Raw genomic sequence first — 17,118 nt, 5'->3', positions numbered from 1 at the left:
CGGATGAGGTGGGGGTGGGCGGTGGCGAGTTGGTTGTGGGCGGCAACGACCGGTGCTGGGATGTCGACGTGGTCGATGAAGTTTCGGCCGGCTGGGCCGTAGCCGGTGGGGTCGTCGCTGAGGCGTTGGATCTCGCCGAGGATGAGGGAGCGGAAGCGTTGCAGACTCCAGATCTCCGGGCGGTCCGGTCCGGCGCTCACGAAGTTCGGGCCGATCCAGGGGATCAGCGGGGCGTGGCTGATCAAGCGGGTACCGGGGAGGTCGGCGAAGGAGCGTTCGAAGCTGGCGTGGGTGCGGCGCTGCATGGTCGGATCCTGGATCAGCAGCAGTGCGGCCGGTTCGTTGATCAGGTGTCGGGTGAAGGCGGCGTTCTCACCACAGTTCGTCGACTGGTCCTCGACCTGGATCGCTGCGGCCGGTACGGCGTACTGCGTGGTGAGGAGGTCGCGGAAAACGTGCGACTCCGGGCGGCCGCCGACCTCGACGGGCAGGCCTCGGCGCGTGACTGCGGTGTCGAGGTGATGGGTCGAGTGGCCGATCCCGCCACTGATCAGGATCCGCGCCGAGGTGTCGTGATGGAACTGCGCGGCGACCTCGACCGACTCCAGTACGGCGGATCCCATCAGCACGATGATGTCGACGTGCTCGGCCGGCTCGTCGCGGCGGGCGAGGTAGCGGGCGAGGATTGCTTCAGGCACCTGCGTCAGTTTGGCATCAACTGATTCCACGCAGCGGGACCACGATGTAGGCAGAGTCGCCGTCCGGCGTTTCGTCGGGGGAGCGCAGCCCGACCAGGTTGACCGGTTTGGTCGGCTCGGTGAAGGCGAAATGCGCGAACGGGGTGCCGAGTGAGCCGAGCGCATCCAGCAGGTAGCCCGTGTTGAACCCGATCACCAGGGGATCGCCGGTGAGGGTGGCCTCGATCGGCTCAACGGCCTCGGCCTCCTCACCGCTGCCTGCGCTGAGCGTCGCCGTACCGTCGGTGAACGCGAACCGGACCGGTGATGTCCGCTCAGCGACCAGGGAGACCCGTTTCACCGCCTCGATCAGCGTGGCGGTGTCCGCCGTGACCGTCCGGGTGATCGCGCCGGGCGCCGGGATCAGCTTGCGTACCTTGGGGAACTCGGCGTCGATCAACCGGCTGGTCGCTCGCCGGCCGGCCCCCTCGAACCCGATCAACCCGTCCCCTGTACGAGTTGAACCGAGCGCGAGGGTGACCTCGTGACCGGCCAGTGTCCTGGCCAGGCCGGACAGCACCTTGGCCGGGACGAGCGCGTCCGCCTCGATCTCCGGATCGTTCGGCTCCCAGGAGAAGCTGCGCACCGCCAACCGGTACCGATCCGTGGCCAGCAAGGTGATCACCGGCCCGCGGATCTCAACCCGCACCCCGGTGAGGACCGGCAACGTGTCGTCCCGCCCGGCGGCGGTCACCACCTGCGTGACCGCCCGCGCGAACACCTCCCCGCTCACCAACCCACCGGCTGCCGGTAGCTCCGGCAACGGCGGGTATTCGTCCAGCGGCAGCGTCTGCAACGTGAACCTGGCGTGACCGCTCGACACCGTGACCCGAGCCCCCTCCGAACTCAGATCAACGGTGTCCCGCGGCATCGCCCGGCAGATGCCGGCCAGCAGCCGCCCCGACACCAGGACCCGGCCGTCTTCCCCCACCTCGGCCGATAGGCCGACCTGTGCCGAGCTCTCGTAATCGAACCCGGACACCGTCAGCATTCCGTCGGCCACCTCGATGGCCATCCCGGCAAGAATCGGCACACTCGGCCGGCTCGGCAGCCCTTTGGCCACCCAACCGACCGCCTCAGCCAGCACCTCACGCCCGACTCGAACCTTCACGGTCACCCCTCCCGATCGCGAGGTTCAACCCAATCAGGCGCCACCGACAGTTCTTGTCAGGTCAGTCCCAGCACGACCTTCCCGCGCACGTGACCGTCGATCAGATACTGGATCGCCGCCCCGGCTTCGGCCAGCGGAAAGACCCGGTCGAGGGCCGGAGTCACCTGGCCGCTCTCGATCAGTTCCGTCAGCGCCTGCAGATCGACGTGGTTCTCGGAACTGATGAACGGACGCAGCCGCTGACCGATGAACGGCGACAGCATCATCGCCCGCAGCAGGCGGTCCATGCCGCCGAGCCAGCGACCACCGGTCTCACCCCCGACGATGACCAGTGTCCCCTTCGGTGTCAGCGCCTTCCGCAGCCGGCCCAGCGACGCGTGCCCGTTGATGTCGAGGATCACGTCGAACGGCCCGTACTGCGTGAAGTCGTCGGTGCGGTAGTCCAGCACCTGCTGAGCGCCCAGCTGTTCGACCAGCTCGGCCTTGCTCGCGCTGCAGACCGCGGTCACCTCGGCGCCTGACGCCTTGGCCACCTGCACGGCGTAGCTGCCGACCCCGCCCGAGGCGCCGAGAATCAACACTCGATCGCCGGCCTTGACCTCGGCCCGGTCCCGGACCGCCTGGAGCGCAGTGAGTGCCGAGACCGGTACGGCGGCCGCCTGTTCGAAGGTCAGGTTCGCCGGCTTCGGTGCGAGCTTCTTCTCCAGAGCGCGCGCATGTTCGGCGAACGTGCCGCTGCCGATGCCGTACACCTCGTCGCCCGGCCGGAACCGGGTGACCGCGGCTCCGACCGAGCTGACCACGCCGGCCAGATCCATTCCGATCACCGGGTTCTTCGGCGCGCGAACGCCGTACCCGGCGAGCCGGATGGGGTACGGAAGTCCGGTCATGAGGTGCCAGACGCCCCGGTCGACCCCGGCTGCGCGGACCTCGACGAGCACCTCGTCGGAAGCGGGCGCGGGGACATCGATCTCGCGGAGCGCGAGCACCTCGCTGTCGCCGTACCGGTCCTGTGTGATGGCAAGCATTCGTGGATCCCCCCTGTTGTACTTACGGCGTAAGCTTACGATGTAAGTTAGAGTCTGTCCATGGCACCGCGGGGAGATCCACTCAATCGGGAGCGTGTACTACGGGCTGCGATCGCGCTCGCCGACCGGGACGGCCTGGACGCGCTGAGCATGCGCAAACTCGGCAACGAACTCGGGATCGAGGCGATGTCGCTCTACAACCACGTGAAGAACAAGAGCGATCTGCTGGACTCGATCGTCGATCTGGTGCTGACGGACATCGAGGTGCCACCGGCCGGGACGCCGTGGAAGGACGCGATGCGGCGGCGGTCGATCTCCGCCCATGGCGTGTTGGTCGCGCATCCGTGGATGGCGCTGCAGATCATGTCCCGGCTCACGATCGGTCCGGGGATGACGAAGTACCTGGACTCGACCCTCGGGCGGCTGCTCGAGGGCGGCTTCACTGTCGAGGGCGCGCTCGACGCCTGGCACACGCTGGACAGCCACCTGTACGGCTTCACTCTGCAGGAGGTGAGCCTGCCGTTCGCGGTCGATGCGGCGCCGGATGTGTCGGCTCAGGTGATGGGCGGGCTGGATCCCGAGCGGTTCCCGCATGTCGTGCGGATCATCACGCACGTGATGCAGTCCGGCCGGGTCGAGGACTTCGAATTCGGCCTCGACCTGGTCCTGGACGGCCTGGAGGCCAAACTCAACGGAAGGTGATCGCCCGCAGCCGACTCGCCTGACGCCGGCTCAGCACGATCGCGGACCGCGCGCCCGGAACCACCTGTCCGGGGTCCTCAGTCGCTCGGGCGAGCAGTTGCGGCCAGCGCCGGCAGTGCTTCTCCATGCTGCTGGTCCGTACGACGCGTCCGCGCGCCCACTGGCCGTCCCGCGCCACCTCACCCGGTACGTCGATCAGGATCAGGTGCAGCGGCAGTCCGGCCCGCCGCGCGCGCCATCCGAGCAACCGCCGTACCCAGGGGCGAGTGGCGCAGTCGTGGATCACCATGGGGCCGCTGTGCATCGCACTGAGCACCTGGACGTAGTAGGTCAGGTGCAGCAGCGGACGCCAGTAGGCATAGGGGACGGGGCCGAGCACTCGCATCCACCGCGCCCGCAACCGCTCGGAGTCGAAGACCTGCACCCCACCGTGGTCCTCACCGTCGGGGTAGAGCCGACGCAGCAGTGTGGTCTTTCCGGCTCCCGGAATCCCGGCCAGCACGACCACAGCGTTCTCTGAGTACCGGATTTCTTCCTCGGCGCCGACGACCGCCAAGTTCATCGTCGCAACCACGTCAGTGCCCTTCCCTAGCCTGCCAGTACTCGGTTAGACGAGCAGGTTCCCCATCTGGCCCCGTGACTGCACTAAGAACTCCCTAGGAGTTCCCTGAGAGGAAGAAAAGTGGACTGGTCCAGCTGGCACGACGACTACGACCGCCCCGGTACGCCGCTCGCCCGGCGACTGGCCGACGTACAGGGGCACGTTCGCACCGCCCTGTCCGAGGCGCCGCCCGGCCCGCTGAGGGTCATCAGCCTGTGCGCGGGTCAAGGCCGGGACCTGATCGAGGCGCTTGCCGACCACCCTCGCCGTACTGACGTGCACGCCCGCCTCGTCGAGTTGGACCCCCGCAATACCGCTGTCGCTACCGCGGCGGTTGAGAGCCTCGGACTCTCCGGCATCGAAGTGGTCACTGGGGACGCGTCGCTCACCGATCAGTACGCCGGGCTGGTGCCGGCCGATCTCGTGCTTGCCTGCGGCATTTTCGGCAACATCTCCGACCGGGATGTCGAGCGCACGATCTCGCTCAGCCCACAGTTCTGCAAACCTGGGACTGTCCTGATCTGGACGCGTCATCGGGAAGCGCCCGACCTGGCTCCCGCGATCTGTGGCTGGTTCGAGTCGGCCGGCTTCGAGCGGCTGTACCTGTCGCCGGCCGATGCCGGCTACGGCGTAGGCGTGCACCGCTACGCCGGGGCCGGGGAGCGTTTGGTGCCGGGCGTCAGCCTCTTCACCTTCGGCTCGGCTCGGTCCTAGCAGCGAACGAACTTGTTCGTAACGAACATGTTCGTTACGGTGGTGGGTATGAACAACACACATCACCCCATTGCGATCATTGGTGCCGGGCTCGGCGGGCTGACGGCTGCGCGCGTCCTGCACGTCAACGGGATCGAGGCGACGCTGTTCGAGCTGGAACCCTCCGCAGAGGCGCGGGTTCAGGGCGGCATGCTCGACATCCACGAGGAGAACGGGCAGTGGGCACTCCACGCCGCGGGCCTGTACGACGACTTCCGCCGGATCATCCACGAGGGTGGCGAGGCCATGCGCCTGGCCGGCCGCGACGGCACGGTCCGCGTCGCGCTGGACGACGACGGCGGCGGTGGTAGGCCGGAGGTGGACCGGGGAGACCTACGCAAGCTGCTGCTGGACTCGCTGCCCGACGGTGCGATCCACTGGGGCAAGAAGGTCACCGGCACGCGGCCGCTGGACGGCGGACGTCACCAGGTGTCCTTCGCCGACGGATCCACCATCACCACCGACCTCCTGATCGGAGCTGACGGCGCATGGTCGCGCGTTCGGCCTCTGGTGTCGGATGCGCTGCCGACGTACACCGGTATCTCGTTCGCCGAGTTCGACCTGCTGGACGCCGACGTGCGGCACCCGCGCAGTGCCGCGGTGATTGGCGACGGCTTCTTCATCTGTCTGGGCGACGAGCGCGGCATTCTCGCGCACCGGGAGACCGACGGCAGCCTGCACGTCTACGCCGGTCTGAAAGTGGACGAGGCATGGCTCGACACTGTCGACCCCGCTGCCGCCAAGGCGACTGTCCTGAGTTACTTCGACGGTTGGGATGAAGGCCTTCGAGAGCTGATCGCGTCGGCCGACGGCTCTGTGGTCCTGCGCCGGATTCACGCGCTGCCGGTCGGGCATCGCTGGGAGCGCACCGCCGGTGTGACGCTGCTGGGCGACGCGGCGCACCTGATGTCACCGTTCGCCGGTGAAGGCGCCAACCTGGCGATGTTCGACGGAGCGGAGGTCGGCCAGGCCATCGCGGCACACCGCAACGACACCGAGGCCGCGCTGACGGCGTACGAGGGCTTTCTCTTCCCACGCGGCGAGGCGAGCGCTGCCGAGTCTGCCGAGAGCCTGCAGAACATGTTTGCGGCGGACGGTCTCGAGCGTCTGACCGAGTTCTTCGCTGGAGCAATACGCTGATCCCATGCCAGCCCTGAGCCGCCGGGAGCGTCCCGCCAAACCTGCACTGACCCGCGAGGGCATCATCGACGCGGCCGTGCGGGTGATGGAGAGCGACGGTCTGCAGCGCGTCACGATGCGCCGCCTCGCGCAGGAGCTGGACACCGGCCCTGCCTCGCTCTACGTGTACGTCGCCAACAGCTACGAGCTGCACGCGGCAATCCTCGACCGGCTGCTGGCACAGGTCGACCTGACAGCTGCCAAGGACGCAGCGGACTGGCGCGAGGCACTGCACGAAGTCCTCGGTAGCTATACCGACCTGCTATTCGCCCATCCCAGCCTGGCCCACTCCGCAGTCCACACACACCCTGACGGGCCCCACTACCTGGCGCTGGTCGACAGCTTGCTCGGACTGCTCGCAGCCGGCCAGGTACCCGCCGGCCAGGCGGCCTGGGGTGTGGACCTGCTGCTCCAGACAGCTACCGCCACGGCCGCCGAGCACGCGAACGACAGCAAGGACGGCAACGCCGAGGCCGCATTCCGACGACTCAATGAAGCAGTCGACAACGCCTCGGCTCAGCAGTTCCCAAACCTGCACGCCCACGGCGTCGACCTGCTCTCCGGTACGCCGTCAGAGCGCCGGCGCTGGGCGTTCGACATGCTCATCAACGGCATCATCGCCACCGCTCGCCCCTGAAAGGGTCGACAGTATGCGGACAGATGTGGTTGTGGTTGGGCTGGGGGCGTTCGGGTCGGCGGCGCTGTGGCGGCTGGCTGCTCGTGGGGTGAAGGTGGTGGGGATCGAGCGGCAGGGGATCGGTCACCCGCTCGGGTCCTCGCACGGGACGACTCGGCTGTTCCGGGTGGCCTGTATGGAGCATCCCGGGCTGACTGCGATCGCGCAGAAGTCGCTGGAGCTGTGGACTGGGCTGGGGGAGCGGACCGGCGAGACGTACGTCCGGCAGACCGGTTCGCTGAACGTCGGTGCGCCCGACAGCAGGCCGGTCAGTGGAGCGCTCAGAGCTGCAACCGAGGCCGGCGCCCCAACCGTCGACCTGTCTCACCACGAGCTGCAGGCGCGCTACCCGCAGTACGGCGGTCTCGTGGCCGGCGACGTCGCCGTGTGGGACCCCGGTGCGGGGATCTGCTTCGCCGAGCCGACCGTCCGCGCCCACGTCACCGAGGCGCGCCGGCTGGGCGCCGAGGTCTATCCGCACACGATGGTGACCGAGATCGAGCCGCGTGCCGGTGAGGTGATCGTGCGGACGCCGACCGCCGAGTTCCACGCCGATCAGGTCGTCGTCTGTGCGGGCGCCTGGCTGGGGTCGCTGTATCCCGAGCTGCCGCTGACACCTCGTCGTACGCCGATGTTCTGGTTCGCGCCGCAGGATCCGAACTCGGAGGCGTTCCGGCTGCCGAACTTCCCCTCGTTCATCTGGGAGCTCGCCGACGGCCGGGGCCTGTGGGGGCACGGCTCCGACGACGGCTTCGGTGTGAAGGTCGGTCTGGAGGGCGGCAGCTCACACGTGACCGGATTCGCGGCCGACGACCTGGACCGCTCGATCCGCCCGATCGAGGACATTGCCGAGCTCGCCGCCGCAGTCGGCCATGCCTTCCCCGGTCTCGACCCGGCGCCCGTCCAGGTCATCCCGTGCATGGTCACCGACTCACCCGACGGACAGTTCCTCGCCGGCCGGTACGGCGACCGCGTGGTGATCGCCGGTGGCGACAGCGGCCACGGATTCAAACACTGCGCCGGACTCGGCGAACTCCTCGCCCAGCAGACGCTGAACGAAACGCCGTACACGGCCATGTCCTTCCTCGATCCGCACCGGACCTTTGGTGCCATAGGTTCCACGCATGACCGTCGACTTGCTGAACCCGAGTGACCTGCCGACCCCCTCGACGTACAGCCATATAGCGATCGCGACCGGCACCAAGCTGGTCTTCATCGCCGGCCAGGAACCGGAAGACCTCCAGGGCGAGCTGGTCGGCCCCGGCGATCTCGCCGTCCAGGCCCGCCTGACCTTCGAGAACCTGGGCCGCGCCCTGGCAGCCGCCGGCGCCCGCCCCGACCAGGTCACCCGCCTCGGCATCTACCTCGTCGGCTACCGCCGCGACTACCAGCCAGTCATCCAGGAAGCCCGCTACGCAGTCTTCGGCGACCACAAGCCAGCCGACGTCATGATCGGCGTCGCAGCCCTGGCCCGCCCCGAGCAGCTGATCGAAGTAGAGGCCACCGCAGTCATCTGACCGCCGAGCGGGTGACCTGGAGCTGCATATTTGCAGGTCAGGGGGTGGTTTGCGCGCCAGGCAGGACTCGAACCTGCGACCAACGGATTAGAAGTCCGACGCTCTATCCAGCTGAGCTACTGGCGCATGCCAGGAAGAGTCTGTCAGATGGGCGGGTGATCGCGCTGCCGGGTTACCGGGTGTGGCGTGCGGAGGGTGGGGAAGTACAGGGTTGTCGTTCCATCCCGGTAACGCCGCGTGGGCGGTTCTGCCCTCGGGTCGGTGATCCAACTAGGCTGCGGGCATGAGTTACCCCTCACCAGGCCCGGCCGGGCCACCGCAGCCCACGGGGGCCTACCCGCCCGGCGGACAGTATCCGCAGCCGAACGTACTCGGGAACCATCCGGTCCCCGGGCAGCGGCGGAACCGGCAGGTGCTGGTCGGCATCGTGGTCGCCGTACTGATGGCGATCGCCGGACTGGCGATCTTCGCGATCGTGGCGGACTCGACCGGTGCCGGCGGATTCACCTGGGGCATGGCGTTCGCGATGGTGCCGGTGATCCCGGTGATCGGGCTGTATCTCTGGCTGGACCGTTACGAACCGGAGCCGACCAAGTACATTCTGTTCGCGCTCTGCTGGGGTGCCTTCATCGCGACGCTGGTCGCGATCTTCATCAACACCGAGGTCGCGAAGCAGCTGGCCGAGACCGGCGCCGGCGGCGACCGGTCGGCCGTCTTCGTCGCTCCGCCGGTGGAGGAGTTCGCCAAGGGCGCCGTCATCCTGCTGCTGGCGCTGGTGCGCCGCAAGGAGTTCGACGGGATCATCGACGGTCTGGTGTACGCCGGGATGGTCGGTGTCGGCTTCGCCTTCACCGAGAACATCCTCTACTACGGCCGCATCTTCAGCGAGCTGTCGCACGAGGCCGGCAGCGACGAGGGTCTGCGCGGCGTTCTTGTCCTCTTTGTCCTGCGCGGCGTGATGTCGCCGTTCGCGCATCCACTCTTCACCTCTTTCACCGCGATCGGGATCGGCATCGCCGTCCGGCACCGCAGTACGGCGGTGCGGTATCTGGCCCCGGTCGTCGGCTACCTGGCCGCCGTACTGGCGCACGCCGCCTGGAACGCCTCGGCGAGCTGGGCCGAGGGCACCGGCTTCCTGGTGGCCTACTTCCTGCTGATGGTGCCGATCTTCATCGGCATGGTGGCGTTCGCGCTGGTGCTGCGGTCGCGCGAAGGCAAGATGATCGCCTCGCGGCTCTACGACTACGTGCGGTTCGGCTGGCTGGTCGCTCCGGAAGTGCCCCTGATCGCGACGATGCGCGGGCGCAAGGCGCTCCGGCAGAACGCTCGCCGGTACGGCGGCCAGGCCGAAGCGGCCGCGAAGGCGTTCCAGCAGAACGCGACCGACCTGGCCTACCTGCGGGACAAGATCGTCCGCCAGGTGATCGGGCCGGAGGCGCTGCAGGACGAGAAGCGGCTGCTCGACGAGCTGCGTGCCCGGCGGGCCAGCGTCCCGTTCCCGCCGATGCCGGCCTTCCCCCAGGCGATGCCGCCCGGTGGACCCGGGATGCCGGGACCGGGAGGTCCAGGTGGTCCCGGGGTGCAGGACGCCCCGATCGGGTACGGCGCACCTCCGGCCGGGCCAGGTGGTTACGGAGCGCCTCAGCCGGGGTATCCCTCGGGGCAACCCGGTTACCCAGCGGGCCAGCCCGGTTACCCACCGGGACCCCCTGGTTCGCAAGGATCGCCGGGAGGATACGGTCCGTATCCACCATCGCAGTGACTGCCACCCGTCCACGCCGCCAAACGGGGATGACGATGACTTTGCTTCTGTGCTGTCCGACCGGGCACTCTGTGCTCGTGGACGGACGCTGTGGCTGACATGAAGTCAGCAGCTGGTGAAGGTCCGGAGCCACAGGTTCCGGGCCGGGACCAGCCTGCCCAGGAGCTGGCCAACCTGATCGCGCAGTCCGAGGCCGGTGCCAAGGGCAAAGGCTTCTGGCGCCGTCGCCGGCGCAAGAACACCACCCCCGAGCCTCCCACCGGTGCGTCCCAGGAGGCCACCGAGGCTGCGCCTGCGGAGTCGAAGGTCGCCGCGCCTGCGACGGTCGAGTCCGCAGAGGCTGCCGACGAGTCGACCGGAACGCCCGACGCGGCGACCGATGAGTCTGTGGCGGCTGCTGAGGCGTCGACTGGTGAGTCGGCCGAGTCTGGTACGGCGATGCCGGGGGAGACGGCCGAGTCTGCCGAGTCCACTGAGGCGGCGCCCGGGAAGTCGGCGGAGGCTGCCGAGGACGAGAGCAGCGCATCCGGGGATGCTGAGGCTGCGAGCGGTGCGGATGCGAAGGCTGATGCGGCTGGTGCAGAGACATCTGCCGAGCCGGCGGATGCTGCAGCCGAGGATGACGCCGACCTGGCTCCTGGCGACAGCTCTGCGAAGGCGGCTGAGGTGAGCTCCACCGAAGGTGCCGAGACCGGCGATTCGAAGGACGGCAGCTCCGCCGAGGACGCCGCCGAGAGCGTGGATGACGTTGAGAGCGCCGGCAGCGCGGACGCGGCAGTGGCTGCGGAGGCCGGCGAGGGTGTGGCGGAGAAGGTTGAGCGGCCGCGGCCGACTGTTGGTGTGGTGTACGAGCCGGACGAGTCTCCGGACGGGTTCCCGCTTGAGTACGGCAACATCATTGTCGGGCTTCCCAAACAGGCTGACGGGTCGTCGGTCGAGATCGACGAGGCGAGGGCGTACGCCGAAGAGCTAGCCGCCGTCGAATCCGCTGGCCTGGAGTCGGCGCAAACCGAGGATGAGCTCGAGGAGCCGACCGAGCAGGCTGCAGCTGAGGAGCCTGGCGAAGAGGTTGCGGAGACTGCCTCGGAGGAATCTGCCGAGGACACGGAGCCCGAGGTCGAGCAGCCGTCGGACGAGGCCGAGTCGCCCGAGGCCGAGCAAGCGGCGGACGAGGCCGAGACGCCCGACGTACCGGTGGATGCGGTCGACGAGGCCGAGACGCCCGACGTACCGGTGGATGCGGTCGACGAGGAATCGGTTGAGTCGGACTCCGATGACGAGTCTGCGGATGACGTCGTGGAGCCGGCAGCCGAGGAGCCTGCGGCCGAGGAGTCGGCTGAGGCGACTGCGGTTGCCGAGGAGGCTGTTGAGGGCGACTCGGGTGACGAGGTCGCGGAGACCGCTGCGGATGAACCTGCAGAGGATGTAGCTGACGACGTACAGGTTGAGCAGGCTTCCGCCGAAGAGGCAGACGAAGATGACGAGTCTGCGGAGCCGGTTGAGGTTGAGCTGACTGCGGAGGAGCTGGCGGAGCGGTTGGCGGCCGAGCAGGCTGCGATGGTTCTGATCACCTCGCTGATGAAGCTGCGTGGTGCGCTGGCTGGGAGCCGGTTGCCGCTGGACGTTGTGGGGGCCGATGAGGCCCGGCAGCAGCAGAAGGCGATGCTGGATCAGCTGGACGACTACATCCTGCCGCGGCTCGTGCAGTTGGAAGCGCCGATTCTGGCTGTGGTGGGTGGGTCCACCGGTGCAGGCAAGTCGACGCTGGTGAACTCCGTGATCGGGAAGGTCGTCAGCGAGCCGGGTGTGCTGCGGCCGACGACGCGGTCGCCGGTACTGATCCATCACCCGGCGGACGCGGATTGGTTCATCGGAGACCGGGTGCTGCCGGGCATGGCGAGGACGACCGCGGAGAGCCCGGGTGGCATGGAAGACCCGGGCCAGCTGCGGCTGGTTGCGTCCGACACCGTGCCGCGCGGCCTCGCAGTCCTGGACGCACCGGACATCGACTCGGTCGTCGAGGCGAACCGCGACCTGGCCACGCAGTTGCTCGCGGCTGCCGACCTCTGGTTGTTCGTCACGACGGCGGCCCGCTACTCGGATGCGGTTCCGTGGGAGTTCCTGCAGAGCGCGTCGGATCGCAGTACGGCGGTGGCCGTCGTACTGGACCGGGCACCGGCGGAGACGATCGACGACATCACCGGGCACCTGGCGCAGATGCTGCTGGAGCGTGGGCTCGGCGACTCACCGCTGTTCTCGATCCGGGAGACGGTTGTCGACGGCAACGGAATGCTGCCGGACGAGGCTGTTGCCTCGATCAAGGACTGGCTGGTCGACCTGGCCGCCGACGCCGAGTCGCGCGCGGCGGTCGTGCGCCGGACGCTTCATGGCGCGGTCACCGGCATGGTGAAGACGACGCCGCCGTTCGCGGCCGCAGTGCGGGCCCAGGGTGACACCGCGGCCGAACTGCGCTCGAGCGTCGAGGCTGCCTACGACCAGGCGGTCAAGGACATTGCGACCTCGACCCAGGACGCGACGCTGTTGCGCGGCGAGGTGCTGGCCCGGTGGCAGGAGTTCGTCGGGACCGGCGAGCTGCTGAAGGGTCTGCAAGGCAACTCGGGCAAGCTGCGCGAGAAGGTGAAGAAGTCGATCGCCACGGCGCCGGCCCCGACGCGCGATCTGAACGACGCGATCGAGTCCGGGTTGTCCTCGTTGCTGATCGAGCAGGCCGAGGTGGCTGCTGAACGCGCGGAGAAGATCTGGCAGGCGACACCCGCCGGACGCCAACTGCTCGCGGTGGCCCGGTCCACCACCGACCCTGATGCTGAGCCGAGCACGGATCCCGAGGCGGACACGTCGGCCGACGACGAGATCGCCCTCGGAGCGATGTCTCCGGAGTTCCGGGCGAAGGCCGAGCGGGCTGTCCGTGAGTGGCAGGCCGGTGTGCTCGATCTGGTCCGCGAGGTCGGGACCGAGAAGCGGCTGGCGGCACGCATCCTGGACGCCGGGGTGAACGGGCTGTCGTTGTCGGTCATGGTGGTCCTGTTTGCCGAGAACGCGGGCATTCCGACCGGTGCCGAGGCGAGTATCGGGGTCGGTAGCGCGGTCGTCGGGCAGAAGCTGCTGACTGCGGTCTTCGGCGACGCGGCGGTTCAGACCCTGATGTCGAAGGCACGCGCGGATCTTGACGGTAAGGTTCATGCCTTGATGGATGCCGAATTCGCCCGGTATCTGGCTGTCCTCGACCAGCATCCGGTCGATCCCGAGGCTGCCAGGCAACTGACCGAGGCCGCGCGCGCGGTGGAGGACTGCACGTGACGGAAACGACGGAGACGGTCAAAGGCCCGGTACGGGGTGCGACCGACGTCCTGACCAAGATCGACGCACTCGAGAAGGCTTCGGCCGCCGGCCAGGGCCGGCTCGATCCGGTGATCCTGTCGGAGGCCAACCAGATCGTCGACCGGGCCGGGCAACGGCTGCGGATGTCGGGCGAGCTGACCGTGGTCGCGCTGGCCGGTGCCACCGGCTCCGGGAAGTCGTCGCTGTTCAACGCGATGACCGGCCTGGACCTGGCCGCGATCGGGACCCGCCGCCCGACCAGCTCGATGCCGCTGGCCTGTGTCTGGGGTGAGGAGCCGGCCGGTGAGGTGCTGAACTGGCTGGGTATCCCGCGCCGGCACCAGGTGCAGCACCGCAGCTCGCTGGAGGACGCGCAGTCGGAGGACCTCGACGGCCTGATCCTGCTCGACCTGCCCGACCACGACTCGATCGAGGTCGAGCACCGGTTGATCGTCGACCGCCTGGTCGAACTGGTCGACATGCTGGTCTGGGTGGTCGATCCGCAGAAGTACGCCGACGCGGCCCTGCACGACCGCTACATCAAGCCCTATGCCTCGCACTCCGGGGTGATGGTCTTCGCGCTGAACCACGTCGACAAGCTCACCCCAGACCAGCGGAAGAGCTGCCTGAACGACCTCGAGCGACTGCTGAAGACCGACGGCCTGAAGGCGCCGACGGTCGTCGCGACCTCGGCGGTCAGTGGCGACGGACTCGACGAGGTGCGCGGCCTGCTGGTCAAGCGGGTCAGCAACAAGCGCTCGGCCCGGGAGCGGCTCGCTGCCGATGTGGATCGCGTCGCGGACCGGATGGCGAAGCAGTGCGGCACGGCCAAGACGCCGGAGATCGCCGAGGCTGAGGTCACCGAGCTGGTCGAGGCGCTCTCGGATGCGAGTGGTCTGCCGGTCGTGGTCGACGCTGTCCGCCGGTCCTACCTGCAGCGTGCCCAGGCCGCGACCGGGTGGCCGTTGACGAAGTGGATCGGCCGGTTCCGCCCGGATCCGCTCCGTGGACTGCAGCTCGACGAGGTCTCCCGCCAGCAGGGCAAGGCGTTGCGCAAGTCCGCGACGAGCGAGGTCGCGAGTGCGCGGATCTCGTTGCCTGCGGCAACACCGGTCCAGCGGGCCCGGATGGACAGCGCGGTGCGCACGATCACCGACCGCGCGTCGGCCGGTCTGTCGCGACCCTGGGCCGACTCCGTCCGGACCCAGATCCGGCGTCGTGAGGAGTCGCTCGGCGACGAACTCGACCAGGCCGTGGCCCGGACCGACCTCGGCAACACCACCAACCCGGGTTGGTGGGCTGCTGCGAAGTTCGTCCAGTGGTTGCTGTTCCTGGTGGCACTCGGTGGTGCGGCCTGGCTGCTCGCAGCCCTGGTCGCACGGATCGCCGACGCCGGCGAGGTGCCATTGCCGGGTGCGGGCGGAATCGCCTACGCGTGGATCATGCTGGTCGGTGGTGCAGCTCTCGGCCTAGGCCTCGCGGTGCTCTGCCGGCTGGCAGCCGTCAGTGGTGCTGCGCGACGGGCCCGGGCAGCCGAGCAGGCGCTGCGCAGCGAACTCGAGAAGGTTGCCGACAGCCACGTCGTAGCACCGGCCCGGGCCGAGCTCGAGGCCTACAGCACCTGCCGCGACACCCTCGCCATCGCCCGGGGCTAACCAGCCACGGCCCGAGCGTGAGGGGCGTGGGGGTGCACCTCGTCCAGACCGACGAAGAATCTTCGGACGTCTTCGGCGAGGAGCTCCGGCACCTCCATTGCGGCGAAATGACCACCGCGTTCGAACTCGGACCAGTGCCTGACGTCGTACAGCCGCTCGGCCAGTGGTCGGACCGACTGGGTGATGTCATGCGCGAACACCGCGACTCCCAACGGCACTGGGCAGGTCTGAGCCCGCCGTGGCGCATCGTGGTGCAGTCGCGCGGATGAGGCAGCTGTGGCGGTCAGCCAGTACAACGAGATGCCGGTGAGCAGTTGCTCGTCGGTGATCTGCGAGCGAGGGTCCGTCCACTGCGCGAATCGCTCCGCGATCCAGGCCAGCTGGCCGATCGGCGAATCGGTCAGTGCATACCCGATGGTCTGCGGGGTCAGAGCTTGCAGCGCCTGGTACGGCGGCCTGTTCGCCATCAGGTGCCGGATCTTGTCCAGGCGGGCCTCGTCTTCGTCGGACAGGTCAAGACCAGCCTCCGGATCCGGCCGCGTCGGAAGGTAGTTCACATGCACTCCGGCAACCCGGTCGGGTGCCACCGCTCCGAGCGCCATCGAGATCCCCGAGCCGAAGTCGCCGCCCTGCGCGCCGTAGCGCTCGTACCCGAGGCGGCGCATCAGCTCGGCCCACGCCTTCGCGATCCGGTCGACGTCCCAGCCGCGCTCATGTGTCGGCCCGGAGAATCCGTACCCCGGGATCGACGGAATCACCAGATGGAAGTCGCGGGACAGCGGCTCGATCACGTCGAGGAATTCCAGGAACGAACCGGGCCAGCCGTGGGTGAGGATCAGCGCGAACGCATCCGGTCGTGCGGATCTGACATGGACGAAGTGGATGGTCTGGTTGTCGATCTCGGTGCTGAAGTGTGGCAGTTCGTTGAGTCTGGCCTCGTGTTTGCGCCAGTCGAACCCGGAGCTCCAGTAGTCGGCCAGCTCTTTGAGCCGGGCCAGCGGGAAGCCGTAGTCGGATCCGGCATCGGTCACTTCGTTCGGCCAGCGGGTGCGGGCCAGCCGGTCGGCCAGGTCGTCGAGGTCGGCTTGGGGGATATCGATGCGGAACGGCTCGATCATGGTGCAACTCCCGGACAATCGGTGAGCAGAGAACGTTAGGGGATCTAACGTTAGGACGCCTAACGGTAACATGATCGTTGGTCGACCGAACGATTCGCTAGACTTCCCGGATGGAAGACCCTGAGAACGTGGCTGCCAGGTGGGCGGGCATGCCCAGCTGGCTACTCGGTCAGACTGCTCAGCACGCCGGCCGGCTGGTGGTCGACGGCTTCTCGTCCGTCGGTGCGCGCGGATACCACTACCGGGTGCTGGCAACACTGGAGGACTTCGGCCCGGCCAGTCAGGCGACGCTGGGACGCCGGAGCGGTATTCACCTGAGTGACATGGTCGCGACGGTGAACGAGTTGGCCGAACTCGCGTTCGTCGAGCGGGCCGCGGATCCTGCCGATCGCCGACGCAATGTCATCTCGCTGACGAAAGCGGGCAAGCGGCAGTTGCGGCGGTTGGAGAATCGGCTGGCGGCCAGCCAGGACGAACTGCTCGCCCCGCTGTCCCCGGAGGAGCGAGCGAGTTTGACCGGACTCTTGGCGACGCTGCTCGACCACCACAACCGGCGAGCCGGGATCCCGGAGGAACGCTGGCGCTGACCGCAAGTCGCGGGGGCAATCCCAAGGCCGGTTGGTTCAGCGTTCTCCACACGAGCTGGTACGACGTTGTGCACGGTTCAGCCATGCGCGTGGCCCGAATGTGGTTGAGGGGTGCCCAAGGTGAGCGGGCCGGGCGACGTTGAGCACGGTTCAACCGTTTCGGCAGGGTGCGAGATGGTTGATGGGTGCTCATGGTTGCCGGGCTGTGGCTGGGGATGTTGAGGTTCCGTCGTCTGACAGGTGACCCGTTGCTGGAGGGTGGGGTGGGGTGGATGTTGGCCCCTGCTCGGCCCATGTTCCTCCCCAAACCGGTTTGGGGAGGGCTGGCACCGGCCGCGAGGCTGTCTCTTATA

Annotated in this window: 15 protein-coding genes and 1 tRNA gene; 10 read left to right on the top strand and 6 right to left on the bottom strand. The window is 68.3% G+C overall.

The window, feature by feature from the left end; all coding sequences use genetic code 11:
* From E1261_RS32630 to E1261_RS32620, 3 genes are all read right to left on the bottom strand, one after another.
* Positions 1-698, bottom strand: a 698-nt coding sequence (locus E1261_RS32630) for a YdcF family protein (RefSeq protein WP_238176565.1), incomplete at its 3' end; no start/stop codon positions are given.
* Between the two features lie 16 nt (positions 699-714).
* Positions 715-1,848 (bottom strand): DNA polymerase III subunit beta, encoded by a 1,134-nt coding sequence (gene dnaN, locus E1261_RS32625; RefSeq protein ID WP_132413429.1) that lies wholly within the window; start codon positions 1,846-1,848, stop codon positions 715-717.
* A 56-nt stretch (positions 1,849-1,904) separates the two neighbouring features.
* On the bottom strand, positions 1,905-2,876 hold the full coding sequence (locus tag E1261_RS32620; protein ID WP_132413427.1) for an NAD(P)-dependent alcohol dehydrogenase: 972 nt from the start codon (positions 2,874-2,876) through the stop codon (positions 1,905-1,907).
* Between the two features lie 60 nt (positions 2,877-2,936).
* Between E1261_RS32620 and E1261_RS32615 the strand changes: the two genes are divergently transcribed.
* The gene (locus E1261_RS32615) at positions 2,937-3,578 is read left to right on the top strand and encodes a TetR/AcrR family transcriptional regulator C-terminal domain-containing protein (protein WP_132413425.1); all 642 of its coding nucleotides are present in this window, start codon (positions 2,937-2,939) and stop codon (positions 3,576-3,578) included.
* Here the strand turns inward: E1261_RS32615 and E1261_RS32610 are convergent.
* Positions 3,565-4,140, bottom strand: a complete 576-nt coding sequence (locus tag E1261_RS32610; protein ID WP_132413423.1) for an AAA family ATPase — start codon at positions 4,138-4,140, stop codon at positions 3,565-3,567. The two genes, E1261_RS32615 and E1261_RS32610, sit on opposite strands and share 14 nt — an antisense overlap.
* A gap of 120 nt (positions 4,141-4,260) precedes the next feature.
* On the opposite strand from E1261_RS32610, the gene E1261_RS32605 reads away from it, so the two are divergent.
* The 5 genes from E1261_RS32605 to E1261_RS32585 are packed head-to-tail and all read left to right on the top strand — an operon-like array spanning position 4,261 to position 8,304.
* Complete coding sequence (locus tag E1261_RS32605; protein ID WP_132413421.1) at positions 4,261-4,893, top strand: class I SAM-dependent methyltransferase family protein; 633 nt, start codon at positions 4,261-4,263, stop codon at positions 4,891-4,893.
* Positions 4,894-4,941: 48 nt separating this feature from the next.
* Positions 4,942-6,072: an FAD-dependent oxidoreductase gene (locus E1261_RS32600; protein WP_132413419.1), complete on the top strand. Its 1,131-nt coding sequence runs from the start codon at positions 4,942-4,944 to the stop codon at positions 6,070-6,072.
* A 4-nt stretch (positions 6,073-6,076) separates the two neighbouring features.
* Positions 6,077-6,748: a TetR/AcrR family transcriptional regulator gene (locus tag E1261_RS32595; protein ID WP_132413417.1), complete on the top strand. Its 672-nt coding sequence runs from the start codon at positions 6,077-6,079 to the stop codon at positions 6,746-6,748.
* Between the two features lie 13 nt (positions 6,749-6,761).
* On the top strand, positions 6,762-7,940 hold the full coding sequence (gene solA, locus E1261_RS32590) for an N-methyl-L-tryptophan oxidase (RefSeq protein ID WP_132413415.1): 1,179 nt from the start codon (positions 6,762-6,764) through the stop codon (positions 7,938-7,940).
* Positions 7,912-8,304, top strand: coding sequence for a RidA family protein (locus E1261_RS32585; RefSeq protein ID WP_132413413.1), 393 nt, complete (start codon positions 7,912-7,914; stop codon positions 8,302-8,304). The genes solA and E1261_RS32585 overlap by 29 nt, the downstream gene beginning before the upstream one ends.
* Positions 8,305-8,356: 52 nt before the next feature.
* Here the strand turns inward: E1261_RS32585 and E1261_RS32580 are convergent.
* A tRNA-Arg gene (locus E1261_RS32580) sits at positions 8,357-8,430 on the bottom strand.
* 157 nt (positions 8,431-8,587) lie between these two features.
* Here E1261_RS32580 and E1261_RS32575 point away from each other — a divergent pair.
* From E1261_RS32575 to E1261_RS32565, 3 genes are all read left to right on the top strand, one after another.
* Positions 8,588-10,066 (top strand): PrsW family glutamic-type intramembrane protease, encoded by a 1,479-nt coding sequence (locus tag E1261_RS32575; protein WP_132413411.1) that lies wholly within the window; start codon positions 8,588-8,590, stop codon positions 10,064-10,066.
* A gap of 99 nt (positions 10,067-10,165) precedes the next feature.
* Complete coding sequence (locus E1261_RS32570; RefSeq protein WP_238176564.1) at positions 10,166-13,384, top strand: AAA family ATPase; 3,219 nt, start codon at positions 10,166-10,168, stop codon at positions 13,382-13,384.
* Entirely contained in the window at positions 13,381-15,060 is a 1,680-nt protein-coding gene (locus E1261_RS32565) for a GTPase (protein WP_132413407.1), read from the top strand. The genes E1261_RS32570 and E1261_RS32565 overlap by 4 nt, the downstream gene beginning before the upstream one ends.
* Here the strand turns inward: E1261_RS32565 and E1261_RS32560 are convergent.
* Positions 15,057-16,178: an epoxide hydrolase family protein gene (locus E1261_RS32560; protein WP_132413405.1), complete on the bottom strand. Its 1,122-nt coding sequence runs from the start codon at positions 16,176-16,178 to the stop codon at positions 15,057-15,059. The two genes, E1261_RS32565 and E1261_RS32560, sit on opposite strands and share 4 nt — an antisense overlap.
* A gap of 110 nt (positions 16,179-16,288) precedes the next feature.
* On the opposite strand from E1261_RS32560, the gene E1261_RS32555 reads away from it, so the two are divergent.
* Positions 16,289-16,765, top strand: a complete 477-nt coding sequence (locus E1261_RS32555; protein WP_132413403.1) for a MarR family winged helix-turn-helix transcriptional regulator — start codon at positions 16,289-16,291, stop codon at positions 16,763-16,765.
* Positions 16,766-17,118: the final 353 nt, after the last annotated feature.

This window comes from Kribbella albertanoniae (assembly GCF_004348455.1).
Taxonomy (GTDB): domain Bacteria; phylum Actinomycetota; class Actinomycetes; order Propionibacteriales; family Kribbellaceae; genus Kribbella; species Kribbella albertanoniae.
Note: the sequence above shows the minus strand (reverse complement) of the source record. Positions and strands in the feature narration are given on the sequence as shown.

Coding starts and splice junctions, on each gene's coding strand:
- E1261_RS32620 (WP_132413427.1), bottom strand. CDS start 2,876: ATGCTTGCCATCACACAGGACCGGTACGGCGACAGCGAGGTGCTCGCG.
- E1261_RS32615 (WP_132413425.1), top strand. CDS start 2,937: ATGGCACCGCGGGGAGATCCACTCAATCGGGAGCGTGTACTACGGGCT.
- E1261_RS32610 (WP_132413423.1), bottom strand. CDS start 4,140: ATGAACTTGGCGGTCGTCGGCGCCGAGGAAGAAATCCGGTACTCAGAG.
- E1261_RS32600 (WP_132413419.1), top strand. CDS start 4,942: ATGAACAACACACATCACCCCATTGCGATCATTGGTGCCGGGCTCGGC.
- E1261_RS32595 (WP_132413417.1), top strand. CDS start 6,077: ATGCCAGCCCTGAGCCGCCGGGAGCGTCCCGCCAAACCTGCACTGACC.
- solA (WP_132413415.1), top strand. CDS start 6,762: ATGCGGACAGATGTGGTTGTGGTTGGGCTGGGGGCGTTCGGGTCGGCG.
- E1261_RS32585 (WP_132413413.1), top strand. CDS start 7,912: ATGACCGTCGACTTGCTGAACCCGAGTGACCTGCCGACCCCCTCGACG.
- E1261_RS32575 (WP_132413411.1), top strand. CDS start 8,588: ATGAGTTACCCCTCACCAGGCCCGGCCGGGCCACCGCAGCCCACGGGG.
- E1261_RS32570 (WP_238176564.1), top strand. CDS start 10,166: ATGAAGTCAGCAGCTGGTGAAGGTCCGGAGCCACAGGTTCCGGGCCGG.
- E1261_RS32560 (WP_132413405.1), bottom strand. CDS start 16,178: ATGATCGAGCCGTTCCGCATCGATATCCCCCAAGCCGACCTCGACGAC.
- E1261_RS32555 (WP_132413403.1), top strand. CDS start 16,289: ATGGAAGACCCTGAGAACGTGGCTGCCAGGTGGGCGGGCATGCCCAGC.